Origin of the sequence: Bradyrhizobium sp. SZCCHNS3002, from assembly GCF_032377435.1 — a bacterium.
Taxonomy (GTDB): domain Bacteria; phylum Pseudomonadota; class Alphaproteobacteria; order Rhizobiales; family Xanthobacteraceae; genus Bradyrhizobium.
Genome location: NZ_JAUHHY010000013.1, coordinates 155,403 through 168,896, shown reverse-complemented (window position 1 = coordinate 168,896; position 13,494 = coordinate 155,403). Strand labels below are relative to the sequence as shown.

The 13,494-nt window shown below is 66.3% G+C and carries 9 protein-coding genes; 8 read left to right on the top strand and 1 reads right to left on the bottom strand.

Annotation, left to right across the window (positions count from 1 at the left end; genetic code table 11):
- Positions 1 to 10 precede the first annotated feature (10 nt).
- The 7 genes from flgK to QW845_RS25730 all read left to right on the top strand — a co-directional run bounded on the left by flgK (position 11) and on the right by QW845_RS25730 (position 10,939).
- Positions 11 to 1,873 carry a flagellar hook-associated protein FlgK gene (gene flgK / locus QW845_RS25760; protein WP_315804316.1) on the top strand — a complete coding sequence of 621 codons (1,863 nt, stop codon included), beginning with the start codon at positions 11 to 13 and terminating at the stop codon, positions 1,871 to 1,873.
- A 15-nt stretch (positions 1,874 to 1,888) separates the two neighbouring features.
- Positions 1,889 to 3,760, top strand: a complete 1,872-nt coding sequence (locus QW845_RS25755) for a flagellar protein (RefSeq protein ID WP_315804315.1) — start codon at positions 1,889 to 1,891, stop codon at positions 3,758 to 3,760.
- 93 nt (positions 3,761 to 3,853) lie between these two features.
- Entirely contained in the window at positions 3,854 to 4,660 is an 807-nt protein-coding gene (locus QW845_RS25750; RefSeq protein WP_315804314.1) for a hypothetical protein, read from the top strand.
- Positions 4,661 to 4,671: 11 nt separating this feature from the next.
- Positions 4,672 to 6,300 carry a hypothetical protein gene (locus tag QW845_RS25745; protein ID WP_315804313.1) on the top strand — a complete coding sequence of 543 codons (1,629 nt, stop codon included), beginning with the start codon at positions 4,672 to 4,674 and terminating at the stop codon, positions 6,298 to 6,300.
- A 49-nt stretch (positions 6,301 to 6,349) separates the two neighbouring features.
- Positions 6,350 to 7,540, top strand: coding sequence for a hypothetical protein (locus QW845_RS25740; RefSeq protein ID WP_315804351.1), 1,191 nt, complete (start codon positions 6,350 to 6,352; stop codon positions 7,538 to 7,540).
- Positions 7,541 to 7,608: 68 nt separating this feature from the next.
- Positions 7,609 to 9,045, top strand: coding sequence for an aspartate aminotransferase family protein (locus QW845_RS25735; RefSeq protein ID WP_315804350.1), 1,437 nt, complete (start codon positions 7,609 to 7,611; stop codon positions 9,043 to 9,045).
- A gap of 346 nt (positions 9,046 to 9,391) precedes the next feature.
- The gene (locus QW845_RS25730; RefSeq protein ID WP_315804312.1) at positions 9,392 to 10,939 is read left to right on the top strand and encodes a flagellin; all 1,548 of its coding nucleotides are present in this window, start codon (positions 9,392 to 9,394) and stop codon (positions 10,937 to 10,939) included.
- A gap of 179 nt (positions 10,940 to 11,118) precedes the next feature.
- Here the strand turns inward: QW845_RS25730 and flbT are convergent, their stop codons facing one another.
- A complete protein-coding gene (gene flbT / locus QW845_RS25725; protein WP_315715996.1) occupies positions 11,119 to 11,544 on the bottom strand; it encodes a flagellar biosynthesis repressor FlbT in 426 nt (141 codons plus the stop codon).
- A gap of 388 nt (positions 11,545 to 11,932) precedes the next feature.
- Here flbT and QW845_RS25720 point away from each other — a divergent pair, with 388 nt between their 5' ends.
- Positions 11,933 to 13,477, top strand: a complete 1,545-nt coding sequence (locus QW845_RS25720; RefSeq protein WP_315804311.1) for a flagellin — start codon at positions 11,933 to 11,935, stop codon at positions 13,475 to 13,477.
- Positions 13,478 to 13,494: the final 17 nt, after the last annotated feature.

Sequence of the window (13,494 nt, the reverse complement as noted above, 5' to 3'; positions counted from 1 at the left end):
GCTACCGCACATGGGTTTGAGTTCTGCCCTCGCCACCGCGATGTCCGGCCTGCGTTCGACGCAGGCCGCGCTCTCGATCATCTCGTCGAACGTCGCCAACGCGAACACCCCCGGCTACGTCGCGCAGAACCCGAACCAGATCGAGGTCGCCAGCGGCGGCTTCGGCTCGACGGTGACGACGACCGGCGTCAACCGTCAGCTCGATCTGTTCGTCCAGAACCAGCTCCGCACCGAGACCTCGGGCGGGACCTATGCCAATCAGATGGCCAACATTCTGAGCCAGCTGCAGACCGTGTACGGTACGCCCGGCGGCAGCGGCACGCTCGAGACGGCGCTGAACAATTTCACCACGGCGCTGCAGTCGCTGTCGAACAATCCGAGCAACCAGTCGGCGCAGTCGGTGGCGCTGTCGGCGGCGCAGGGCGTGGCGCTGCAGCTCAACGCGACCACCAAGGGCATCCAGACCCTGCGCAGCAATGTCGAGCAGGACATCGGCAATTCGGTCACGCAGGCCAACGCGGCGATCAAGCAGATTGCGACGCTCAACACGCAGCTGCAGGGCCTCGACAGCTCCGACCCGCTGGCGGCGACCCTGCAGGATCAGCGCGACAACGCGATCAACACGCTCGCCAAATATGTCGATATCCGCGTCGTGTCCGACCCGACCAACGGCACGAGCATATTCACCAATTCGGGCATCCAGCTGGTCGGCGCGGGCCTCAGCTCGGAGTTCACCTTCTCTTCGCCGGGGACGCTCGACGCCACCTCGCTCTACAACAGCGATCCGACCAAGACCGGCGTCGGCCAGCTCAACATCAAGCTGTCGAACGGCGTGTCGCTCGACGTCGTGTCGAACAATCTGCTGAACTCGGGCCAGATCGCAGCCGACCTCAAGCTGCGCGACCAGACCCTGGTGCAGGCCCAGACCCAGGTCGACCAGCTCGCGGCGACGATGGCTTCGGCACTGTCCGACAAGACCACGGCGGGCACCGCGGTGGCTGGGCCGCCGGCGGGCTTCGACGTCTCGACCACCGGACTGCTGGCGGGCAACACAATCAACCTGACCTATACGGATTCGAGCAACGTCCAGCGTCAGATCAAGGTCGTCAACGTCAACGATCCCGCGGCGCTGCCGCTGCAGAATGCGACCGGGGCCAACCCGTCCTATGTCGGCGTCGACTTCTCGCTCGGCATGGCCTCGGTGGTCTCGCAGCTCAACAGCGCGCTCGGGTCGGCGCATCTGCAGTTCTCCAATCCCTCCGGCAGCACGCTGCGGATCACCGACGACGGCAGCAGCCAGGCGACCGTCAAGGCGGCCTCGGCCACCACCACGACGCAGACGCTTGCCAGCGGCAATGCGCAGCTCCCGGTGTTCACCGACGGCGGCGCGCTCTACACCGGCGCGATCACCTCGACCGGCTCGCAGATGACGGGGCTCGCCGGGCGGCTCAACGTCAACCCGGCGCTGCTCAACGATCCGACCAAGCTGTCGACCTATTCGACCTCGCCGCAGACGGCGGCCGGCGACTCGACGCGGCCGGACTTCCTGTTCGCGCAGCTCACCTCGGCGACCTTCAGCTACTCGCCGACCACCGGCCTCGGCTCGGCGGCGCAGCCGTTCCAGGGCACGGTGTCCGGCTATCTGCAGCAATTCGTCAGCCAGCAGGGCAGTGCGTCGACGTTGGCGACCCAGCTCAGCCAGGGCCAGGCCGTCGTGGTCAGCACGCTGAAGGAGAAGTTCCAGGGCACCGCGGGGGTCAACATGGACAGCGAGATGTCCAACCTGATCCAGGTCCAGAACACCTATGCGGCAAACGCCCATATCATGTCGGTCGTGCAAAGCATGATGCAGAGCCTGCTCCAGGCGTTTTAGTGAGGCGCGTGTAAGATGACGATCAGCAGTGTCAATTACGGAAGCTCTCTGCTCGGCCTGTCCGTGCGGAACATCACGAGCCAGCTCGCGGACCTTTCCACGCAGCTCTCGAGCGGCGTCAAGGCGAACAACTACGCCGGCATGGGGCCCGACGAGGGGTTCGCGATCGCGGCGCGGGCGCAGCTGTCGAACATCTCGGCGTTCACGCTGACGATGACCCACGTCAATACCGTGATCGGCGCGGTCAATACCTCGCTGCAATCGCTGTCCAAGATTCATGACCAGGTCCAGAGTGGCGCCTCGGCGACACCGCAGAACCTGACCAGCACTGGCCAGACCACGGGACAATTGACGGCGCTGTCCAACCTGTCGGCGATCACCGGCATCCTCAACACGCAGGTCGGCGACCGCTACATTTTCTCCGGCAGCGCCACCGACCGGCCGGCGATCGCATCGGCCGACGACATCCTGAACGGCACCACAACGCAGGCCGGGCTCAAGCAGGTCATCGCCGAGCGGCAGCAGGCGGATCTCGGGCTCAACGGTCTCGGGCGTCTCAACCTGTCGGCGTCGGCCACCATGCCGATCACGCTGGCGGAGGACGTCGCCGGCTCGCCGTTCGGCTTCAAGCTGAGCGGGGTGACGTCGTCGCTGACCAACGCCACGGTGACCGGACCGTCCGGCTCGCCCGCGGGCATCTCGGTCGATCTCACCGCCGGCAATCCGAATGCGGGCGACCAGATCAGCTTCACCTTCAAGCTGCCCGACGGCACCTCGGAATCGATCAAGCTGACGGCGTCCACCACGACGCCGGCGCCGACCAATACGTTCGCCATCGGTGCCACGCCCGCGGCCACCTCCGCCAATCTCAACGCGGCGCTCAACACGGCGCTGTCGACGCTGGCCAACACTTCGCTGACCGCCGCCTCGGCGGTCGTCGCCGGTGACAACTTCTTCAACACGGCGAGCTCCGTGTCGGGCACCGTGGTCAACAACAAGCTCGCAACACCGGCGCCGATCACCGGAGCGACGCTGCTGTCGGGCGGTGCGGGCTCCGACTCGATCGCGACCAGCTTTGCAACCGGCGACACCATCACCGTCAACGGACAGACGCTGACCTTCGTCGCCTCCGGCGCCAACGGCAACAACCAGATCAATGTCGGCGACAGCGTGCAGACGCTGCTGTCGAAAATCGATACGCTCAGCGGCACGTCGACGCCGTCGACGGTCAGCGGCGGCGTGATCACCTTGCGCACCGACGCCGCCGCCAGCTTCTCTGTGTCGAGTTCGAACGCGGGTGCGTTCGGGGCGCTCGGCTTCTCCGGCACCGTGACGGCGCCGACGCCGCCGTTGCGCGTCTCCGGCTCGCCGCTGGGATCGGCGACCAGCCTCGTCAACGGTTCGGCCAACACCGTCGCCTGGTACACCGGCAACAGCGGTCCCGGCTCGGCGCGGTCGAGCGCGACCATCCGGATCGACACGGCGCAGAGCATTCAGTTCGGCGCCCAGGGCAACGAGTTTGCGATCCGCAACCTCGTGCAGCAGACCGCGGTCTATGCCGCCGTCAACACGCCGCCGGCGGGTGCGAATGCCCCGCAGCAGATCGGCGCGCTCAGCCAGCGCATCGCCGCCAACCTGACGCCGCAGCTCGGCCAGCAGGCGATCTCGGACATCCAGACCGAGTTTGCCAACGCCCAGACCACGATGAAGGACGCCACGGCGCGCCAGACCCAGGCCAAGGCGGCAATGCAGGCCATGGTCGACCAGACCGAGGGCATCTCGCAGCAGGAGGTGGCGAGCCAGATCCTGCAGCTCCAGACCAACCTCCAGGCGTCCTACCAGACGACGGCGATGCTCGCCCAGCTGACGCTGGTGAAATATCTGTAGCGCCCCGGGGACGGCGGTTAGGTTTTCGTTAACCACGTCTCTTTAGCTTTTGTTCAGATCTGGGGCGAGAGCCTCTTTGTCTGGAGGCGGAACGTGAGTGACGGAACCGACGAGCGCATTCATCTGGTGGTCGCGACACCATGCTTCGGCGGCCAGGTGTCGAGCATCTATGCGAGCTCGATCTTCGCCCTGCAGCGCGAGTTGCGCGCCACCTCCAACGTCGGCCTCACCGTCCACATGCGCGACGGTGATGCGCTGATCACCCGGGCGAGGGCCAATCTCGTCACCCTGTTCCTCAATGATCCCACAGCAACCCATCTGCTGTTCGTCGATGCCGACATCGGCTTTACGCCCAGGCAGGTCTTCCGGCTGATCGAGTCCGGCGGCGACATGGTCGCCGGTGTCTATCCGGTCAAGAAGGTCAACTGGAGCAAGGCGCGCCGCGCCATCAACGACAACCGGATGGACGTGCCGGCGGCGTCGCTCGACTACGTGCTGGAGATTGACAATCCGGACCACGTCGCGGTGGTCAACGGCTTTACCCGCGTGCGCTATGCCGGCACCGGCTTCCTGATGATCCGCCGCCGCGTCATCGAGGCGATGATCGCGCATCCGGCCTACGCGCCGCTGCAGTTCTTCCGCGAGCATTCGCAGGATGCGCTGGCCGGCAGCCCGAACCGCTTCGCGCTGTTCGAATGCATGATCGATCCGGCGACCGGCACCTATCTCAGCGAGGATTTCGCGTTCTGCAGGCGATGGACCGATCTCGGCGGCGAGATCTGGGCCGATCTCGACAGCCGGCTCGATCACGTCGGTCCGTCCGTCTTCCATGGCAATGTCGCCTCGCAATTCGCCTCGGCGGTGGCGGTTCCGACCGCTGCTGCGGCTGACGCAGCCTGACGATCCGTACCATGACCCCGGCGGCAACCCGGTCGCAGATCTCCCAGCCATCCCGCATCGACCGGCGCGAGCAGGGCGTCGCGGCCGGACTGCGTGATCTGTTTGCCCTGCTCGGCGATCTCCTGATCGATGGCGGCGACGCCCGCCTGGCGCTCGATCGCCCCTGGGGCCGCAACGTCTATGGCTGCGGGCCGTCGCCCGAACCCGATGTGCTGTGCTTCGCATCGAGCACGGCGTCGCCGATTTCGGAACGCGCCTATGCGCGCGTCGAGCTGGCGCGCGAGCAACTGATGCATGCGGCGATCTCGCTCGGCCTCGACGCCGCGCTCGACCGGCGCACCGAGGAGATGCGCTGCGAACTGCGCGGACATCTCGGCCTTGCCGACGACATCGACATCGTGTTCTCGCCGTCCGGCACCGACTCGCAACTGCATGCGCTGGCGCTGGTGCGGGCGATGCTCGGCGAGAGCGTCACGAGCATCGTCGTCGGCAGCGACCAGACCGGAAGCGGCACTGCCGCGAGCGCCCGGGGACACCATTTCAGCACGCGGACGGCGAACGGCCTGGCGGTGCGGACGAACACGCCGATCGAGGGGCTCTCGGGCGATGCCGTGTTGCTGCCGCTGCTCGACGGCGCATCGATGCAGCCGCGCGGCGATATCGATGCCGAGGTGCTCGACAGCGTCGAGGCGCTGGTGCGGAAGGGCCGTAGCGTTCTGCTGCAGGTCATGGAGTCCTCCAAGCTCGGCTGGCGCGCGCCGGGCATGGGCTGCCTTGACGAGGTGGCGCGGCGCTGGCCGGGGCGCGTGCAGGTCGTCGTCGATGCCTGCCAGATGCGGCTCGGCGCGGCCCGGCTGCGCGATCATCTCGAACGCGGCCATCTGATGCTCGTCACCGGCGCGAAGTTCTTCGGCGGCCCCGCCTTCAGCGGCGCGCTGCTGGTGCCCGCGGCCGCATCGGCTGCGCTGCGCTGCGGACATCCGATCGCGCCCGGCCTGTTCGACTATGTCAATCGCAGCGATTGGCCGCTCGCCTGGACGGATCTGCGCGCGCGCACGGTGCCGCGCGCCAATATCGGCCAATGGCTGCGCTGGGAAGCCGCGCTGGCGGAGATCGCCGCATATCACGCCGTGCCCGAGCCGTTCCGCCGGATGGCGATCCGGCAGCTCGGCGAGTCCATCGAAAGCCTGCTGATGCTGTCGCCGGCGCTGCGTCCGATCGCCGCCCGCGCGCCTGCGCCGGATGCGAGCGATGGCGAGTTCGGCTTTCCCACCATCTTCCCGTTCGCGCTCCAGCGTGACGGCGGCCCGCTCGGCCTCGGTGAGACGCAGGCGGTGTATCGCGCGCTGCAACGCGATCTCGGCAGCCGCTTCACCGGGCGAGCAGCCGAGGTTGCCGCGCGCCAGTGCCTGATCGGCCAGCCGGTGCGGATCGAACGCGCGGGCGAGGCGCCGTCGGCCGCGCTGCGGCTGTGCATCGGCGCGCGCCAGGTGACGGACGCATGGTGCGACGACATCACCGCCGCCCGGGTCAATCTCGAATCCGACATCGACCGCGTCGCCGACATCGTTGCCAAAACAGAGCTGCTCGTATCGGATCTGAGCAGCCAGGATCTCAGGGACATCTGCAATGCCGACTGATTTGCTCGCGCTGGCCGACGCCGGCGCAGGATGTGCCGACCGGGTCGGCATGGCCAAGCTCGCCAAGGCCGCCTTCGACGGCCAGGACCTGAAACCGTTGTGGGCCGCCTTGCTCGCCAAGCTGCTCGACGGCCGCGCGGAGCCGGGCGAGGGGCTCGACCTGGCGCTGATCGCGCAGCTCATCGGCGAGAAATCGTCCGGGCTTGCAATCCAGCACGACGTGCTGCAGTCGCAGCAGCTCTATCGCGTGCGCTGCAAGAGCGAGACGCCGCGCCTGCGCGTGCTCGCGCTCGCTGCGGCCACCGACATGGGCAGCAACACGCCGATCGAGTTCCTGCTCGAGGATACCGACTTCGAGCTGCTGCTGCTCTACGTCGTTCCAGGCGCGAACCTGCTGGCACCGCTGCCGGCCCATGACGTCGCCATCGTCATCGCCTCCGATTCCGAGGATTGCCAGCACGCGCTGCGCGAGATCGATGCTGTCGCGGCGCGCTGGCCGCGTCCGCTGCTCAATCCGCCGGAGCGGATCTGGCATCTCGACCGCGACAAGCTGCATGCGCTGCTGGCCTGCATCGACGGACTCACCATTCCGGCGACCATCCCCGTCGACCGCGAGCGCCTGATCGAGATCGCCGACGAGCGCGAATGGATCACCGACGTCGACCACTCGCTCGCCTTCCCGGTCATCGTGCGGCCGCGCGGCTCGCATGCCGGCGTCGGCCTCGAGAAGATCGACGAGCCGCTCGAGCTGTCGCTCTATCTCGACGAGCGCGACGAGCAGGAGTTCTTCGTCTCGCGCTTCGTCGACTATGCCAGCGAGGACGGCCAGTTCCGCAAGTACCGCATCGTGTTCGTCGACGGCACGGCCTACGCCTGCCACATGGCGATCGCGCGGCGCTGGGACATCTGGTACCTCAACGCCAACATGGCCGGCAGCGAGAGCAAGCGCCTCGAAGAGGCGACCTTCATGCAGACCTTCGACATCGGCTTCGGCCGCCGTCATCGCAGCGTGCTCGATGCGATCGCCGCGCGCGTCGGCCTCGACTATTTCATCATCGATTGCGCGGAGACCAGGGACGGCGCGCTGCTGGTGTTCGAGGCCGACAATACAGCCGTCGTCCACAACATGGATTCGCCGGAGATCTTCCCCTACAAGCCGCCGCAGATGCAGAAGATCTTCGCGGCCTTCGCGGCCATGATCGAGAAGCGCGCCGCGTCTCGGGCGGAGCAGGCGGCGTGACCGCCGGGCTGCGCATCGATCCCGCGTCGCGGACGGCGGAGACGCTCGATCCGCAACATTGGGACCAGATGCGCGCGCTCGGTCATCGCATGCTCGACGACATGATCGACTATGTCGCCGATATCCGCGACCGGCCGGTGTGGCAGCCGATGTCGCCGGCGACACGGCAGAGCTTCCGCAGCGCGCTGCCGCATGCGCCGACCGATCTCGCCGAGGTCTATCGCGATTTCAGCGAGCTCGTCGTTCCCTACGCGACCGGCAACGTGCATCCCGGATTCATGGGCTGGGTGCACGGCGGCGGCACCGTGGTCGGCATGCTTGCCGAGATGCTGGCTGCCGGACTGAACGCCAATCTCGGCGGCCGCGACCATGCGCCGATCGAGATCGAGCGGCAGGTCGTCGACTGGACGCGCCAGTTGTTCGGCTTTCCGGTATGCGCCAGCGGCATCTTCGTCACCGGCACCTCGATGGCGAACCTGATGGCGGTGCTGGTGGCGCGCCGCGCCGAGCTCGGCGCGTCGGTTCGCTCGGCGGGTCTCGGTGAGGAGGGGCGGCGCTTGCGCGCCTACACGTCGAAGGCGGCGCATGGCTGCATCGCCAAGGCGATGGACATCTGCGGACTGGGCAGCGACGCGCTCGGCTGCATCGCGGTGGATGCCGCACATCGCGTCGACGTCGGCGAGCTGCGGACCGCGATCGCGCGCGATCGCGCCGCGGGCCTGCATCCGTTTCTCGTCGTCGCCTCCGCTGGCACCGTCGATATCGGCGCCATCGACGACCTCGCGGCTGTTGCCGAGCTCTGCCGTGCCGAGGGGCTCTGGTTTCACGTCGACGGCGCCTTCGGTGCGCTCGCGATGCTGTCAGCGGAGCTCGCACCGAAGCTCGCCGGCATCGAGCTGGCGGATTCGATTGCGCTGGATTTTCACAAATGGGGGCAGGTGCCCTACGATGCGGGCTTCCTGCTGGTGCGCGATGGCACCAAGCATCGTGACGCCTTCGCCTCGCCGGCCGCCTATCTGCGCCGGGAAACCCGCGGTCTCGCGGCGGGCGCCGAATGGCCCTGCGATCTCGGTCCTGATCTGTCGCGCGGCTTCCGGGCGCTGAAGACCTGGTTCACGCTGAGAACGTTCGGCACGGACGCGCTCGGTGCCGTGATCGCGCGAAGCTGCGAGCTCGCGCGCCATCTGGAGTCGCGGGTGCGCGCCGAGCCCGAGCTCGAGCTGCTGGCGCCGGTCAATCTCAACATCGTCTGCTTCCGCTATCGCGCAGACGATGCCGATGCGCTCAACGGCGAGATCGTCGCCGACATCCACGAATCCGGCCTCGCCGCACCGTCGACCACGATGCTCGACGGACGGCTGGCGATCCGTGCCGCGATCGTCAATCATCGCACCGGGACGAGCGACATCGACCGGCTGATTGCGGCGGTCCTCATGTTCGGCCGCCGGCGCGCGGCCGGTCTCACGCCGTTGATCGAGATCGAAGCTCCGCCGCTGGCGCTCTGATCGCAAACCGCATCTAGGCGTCGTCCGCTGGTCGATGACGACCGCCGACGGAATGTAGCCGCGCGTGTCGAAACCTTTCCAAAGGTGGTTGACGCGTTGTGAATGACGGGTGCGGTTGTTGAATCAATGAGCCTTTTCAAGGGGCGTTCCTGCGTGATGACGCGGCAATGAGCCGCGCCGATGCGCCTGTTCTGCTGATTGAGGCGGCTGCGCCCCACAACTCTTCAGCGTTTGTTAGCCACTGCCGTTCACCGTGACGCCCGTCGTCCGGGTCGCTCAAGTCGACCTGGGCTTCACCCTGATCTCGAAGGGATCGGGGCTTATTTCACACCAGAAGGGTATGAAAATGTCAGGTATCGTCCTCTCGGCGTCGGTACGCCAGAATCTGCTATCGCTCCAGTCGACAGCTCAGCTCCTCGCCACCACCCAGAACAATCTCTCCACGGGCAAGAAGGTCAACTCGGCGCTCGACAATCCGACCAACTTCTTCACCGCCCAGGGTCTCGACAACCGCGCTTCCGACATCTCCAATCTGCTCGACGGCATCGGCAACGGCGTGCAGGTGCTGCAGGCCGCCAACACCGGCATCACCTCGCTGCAGAAGCTCGTCGACAGTGCCAAGTCGATCGCTAACCAGGTGCTGCAGAGCGCGGTGGGCTATTCCACCAAGTCGAACGTGACCTCGACGGCCCTGACCGGTGCGACCGCCACCGACCTGCTCGGCTCCAGCTCGACCGCTGTGACCGGTTCGGTCGTCCAGAACGACAATACGACTCCGGCGGCGATCACCGGCTCGACCAAGCTGTCGGGTACGTCGGGCACCTCGTCGAACGACCTCGCCACCGGCATCACGTCGGGTGAGACGCTGGTCGTCAACGGCACCACCTTCACCTTCGTCACCGGCACGTCCTCGACCGGCACCAACATCGGCATCGGCGACAGCGTCAGCAACCTGCTGTCGGCGATCCAGACCCAGACCGGCGTGACCGCGTCGATCACCGCGGGTGCGATCACCCTGACGCCGCCGGCGTCCGGACTGACGCTCTCGGGCAGCACCGGCACCTTGGCCAAGCTCGGACTGAGTGCGGTCGGCGACGGCTTGTCGGGTCAGACCTTGACGGTCGGCGCCACAGGAGGTGGCACGGCGACCAGCATCACGTTCGGCCTGGGGACAGGGCAGGTCAAGTCGCTGAACGATCTCAACGCCAAGCTCGCAGCCAATAACCTGCAGGCCTCGATCGATTCGTCGACCGGCAAGATCACCCTCACCACGACCAACGACGCGGCGTCGGCCACGATCGGCGCGATCGGCGGTACGGCGGCGGCTTCCAGCCAGTCCTTCAACGGTCTGACGGCGGCGGCTCCGGTGGCGGATGTGACCGCGCAGACGCAGCGCGCGAGCCTGGTTTCCCAGTACAACAACGTGCTGGCGCAGATCAACACGACCGCGAGCGATGCGTCGTTCAACGGTGTCAACCTGCTCAACGGCGACACGCTGAAGCTGACCTTCAACGAGAACGGCAAGTCGACGCTGTCGATCACCGGCGTGACCTTCAACTCCGCGGGCCTCGGCCTCTCGACGTTGACCTCGGGCACCGACTTCCTCGACAACAACTCGGCGAACAAGGTGATCGGCGTGCTCACCACGGCGAGCTCCACGCTGCGCAACGAGGCCTCGACGCTGGGTTCGAACCTGTCGGTCGTGCAGGTTCGTCAGGACTTCAACAAGAACCTGATCAACGTGCTGCAGACCGGCTCGTCGAACCTGACCTTGGCCGACACCAACGAGGAAGCGGCCAACAGCCAGGCGCTGTCGACCCGCCAGTCGATCGCGGTGTCCGCGCTGTCGCTCGCCAACCAGTCGCAGGCGAGCGTGCTGCAGCTGCTGCGCTGATCCGAAGGCATCGTCATCTCTCGAAAACCAAGGCGGCGGGGGAAACCCCGCCGCTTTTTCATCGGACGACATGGAAGGTCCGACGTTGCTGGCGGCGGAGCCTGGCGGGCGCGCAATAAATCGGAAGGCCCGGCCTCGCGACTGGCGAGCCGGGCCTTCCGATGTGAGGACGCGAAAGCTCAGGCCGCCGAGCTCACCGGCTTGTCCTGCTGTTCGGCTTCAGCCTGCTCGATCAGCTTCTTCTCGTAGGCGACGAGCTTCTTGGCTTCCTTCAGGGCCTGATAGAGATCGCCGTTCAGGATATGGCCGTTGATCGCCTCGATGATCGGCCAGGCGCTCGGCACCGTCGTGATGATGTCGCGCAGCAGGTTGAAATAGGTGCCGTGATCCGCATCTGCGCCCGGGGAGATGTACATCAGCTGGACCGCAAGATAGACGAGCTTGGCCGGCGTGTCGGCCGTCTCCGGCGTCAGGATGTCCTTCTCGCGCAGGATCGGAATGTTCTCGCCGTCGATCAGGAGGCGCGCGCGCTGATCGGTATTGGTGATCACGCAGGAGCCGATGATGATGCGCTCATGCGGCTTCAGTTCGACTTTCAGGGCCATTCTCATTCTCCGTTGCCGCAATCGGCGTGGCGCCGAACCTGCTGCGTCGAGGCCGATGACTGGTCCAGCTGCCAGTCTCAATCGCGCGGGAATTCTGCGCGCTCGATCGGTCGGCGCGCAGCAATCCTTTCCGATCATGGTTAACGGACGGTAAATGGCCGCGCGTGCCCGGCGAATATGCGGTGTTTTCAATGTGATCCGCGGCGAATCACCTCGGCGCGGCCGTGCCGGTGCGGCGCGTGGGGCAACGCGAGCGGTCGTGACTTCACTGTTTGTTAGCCGCTCGCATTTACCTTAACGCACGTCGCCCGGTGGTGCAGTCACCCGCGGGCTTCGCCTCGATCCTGAATGGATCGGGCAGTTTGTTTCACACCAGAAGGGTATGAAAATGTCAGGTATTGTTCTCTCGGCGTCGGTGCGTCAGAATCTGCTCTCGCTCCAGTCGACGGCTCAGCTCCTCGCCACCACCCAGAACAACCTCTCCACGGGCAAGAAGGTCAACTCGGCGCTCGACAATCCGACCAACTTCTTCACCGCCCAGGGTCTCGACAACCGCGCTTCCGACATCTCCAATCTGCTCGATGGTATCGGCAACGGCGTGCAGGTGCTGCAGGCCGCCAACACCGGCATCACCTCGCTGCAGAAGCTCGTCGACAGCGCCAAGTCGATCGCCAACCAGGTGCTGCAGAGCTCCGTGGGCTACTCGACCAAGTCCAGCGTGACCTCGGCGGCTCTGACCGGTGCGACCGCGACCGACCTGCTCGGCTCCAGCTCGACCGCTGTGACCGGTTCGGTCGTCCAGAACGACAACACGACTCCGGCGGCGATCACCGGCTCGACGAAGCTGTCGGGTACGTCGGGCAGTTCGTCGAACGACCTCGCCACCGGCATCACGTCGGGTGAGACGCTGGTCGTCAACGGCACCACCTTCACCTTCGTCACCGGCACGTCCTCGACCGGCACCAACATCGGCATCGGCGACAGCGTCAGCAACCTGCTGTCGGCGATCCAGACCCAGACCGGCGTGACCGCGTCGATCACCGCGGGTGCGATCACCCTGACGCCGCCGGCGTCCGGACTGACGCTCTCGGGCAGCACCGGCACCTTGGGCAAGCTCGGGCTGACTGCCGTCGGCGATGGCTTGTCGGGACAGACCTTGACGATCGGCGCCACAGGAGGTGGCACGGCGACGAGTGTCACGTTCGGCCTCGGGACAGGGCAGGTCAAGTCGCTGAACGATCTCAACGCCAAGCTCGCAGCCAACAACCTGCAGGCCTCGATCGATACGACCGGCAAGATCTCGATCACGACGACCAACGACGCGGCTTCGGCCACGATCGGCGCGATCGGTGGTACGGCGGCGGCCTCCAGCCAGTCCTTCAACGGCCTGACGGCGGCGGCTCCGGTGGCGGATGCGACCGCGCAGACGCAGCGCGCGAGCCTGGTCTCGCAGTACAACAACGTGCTGGCGCAGATCAACACGACCGCGGCCGACGCCTCGTTCAACGGTGTCAACCTGCTGAACGGCGACACGCTGAAGCTGACCTTCAACGAGAACGGCAAGTCGACGCTCTCGATCACCGGCGTGACCTTCAACACCGGCGGTCTCGGCTTGTCGAACCTCACCTCGGGCACCGACTTCCTCGACAACAACTCGGCGAACAAGGTGATCACCCTGCTGAACTCGGCGAGCTCGACGCTGCGGTCGGAAGCCTCGACGCTGGGTTCGAACCTGTCGGTCGTGCAGATCCGTCAGGACTTCAACAAGAACCTGATCAACGTGCTGCAGACCGGCTCGTCGAACCTGACCTTGGCCGACACCAACGAGGAAGCGGCCAACAGCCAGGCGCTGTCGACCCGCCAGTCGATCGCGGTGTCCGCGCTGTCGCTCGCCAACCAGTCGCAGGCGAGCGTGCTGCAGCTGCTGCGCTGATCCGCAAGGCATCGCAT

Bases quoted from the DNA above. Each gene is read 5' to 3' on its own strand.
- QW845_RS25720 (WP_315804311.1), top strand. From the start codon at position 11,933: ATGTCAGGTATTGTTCTCTCGGCGTCGGTGCGTCAGAATCTGCTCTCG.
- flbT (WP_315715996.1), bottom strand. From the start codon at position 11,544: ATGGCCCTGAAAGTCGAACTGAAGCCGCATGAGCGCATCATCATCGGC.
- flgK (WP_315804316.1), top strand. From the start codon at position 11: ATGGGTTTGAGTTCTGCCCTCGCCACCGCGATGTCCGGCCTGCGTTCG.
- QW845_RS25740 (WP_315804351.1), top strand. From the start codon at position 6,350: ATGGCCAAGCTCGCCAAGGCCGCCTTCGACGGCCAGGACCTGAAACCG.
- QW845_RS25730 (WP_315804312.1), top strand. From the start codon at position 9,392: ATGTCAGGTATCGTCCTCTCGGCGTCGGTACGCCAGAATCTGCTATCG.
- QW845_RS25745 (WP_315804313.1), top strand. From the start codon at position 4,672: ATGACCCCGGCGGCAACCCGGTCGCAGATCTCCCAGCCATCCCGCATC.
- QW845_RS25755 (WP_315804315.1), top strand. From the start codon at position 1,889: ATGACGATCAGCAGTGTCAATTACGGAAGCTCTCTGCTCGGCCTGTCC.
- QW845_RS25735 (WP_315804350.1), top strand. From the start codon at position 7,609: ATGCGCGCGCTCGGTCATCGCATGCTCGACGACATGATCGACTATGTC.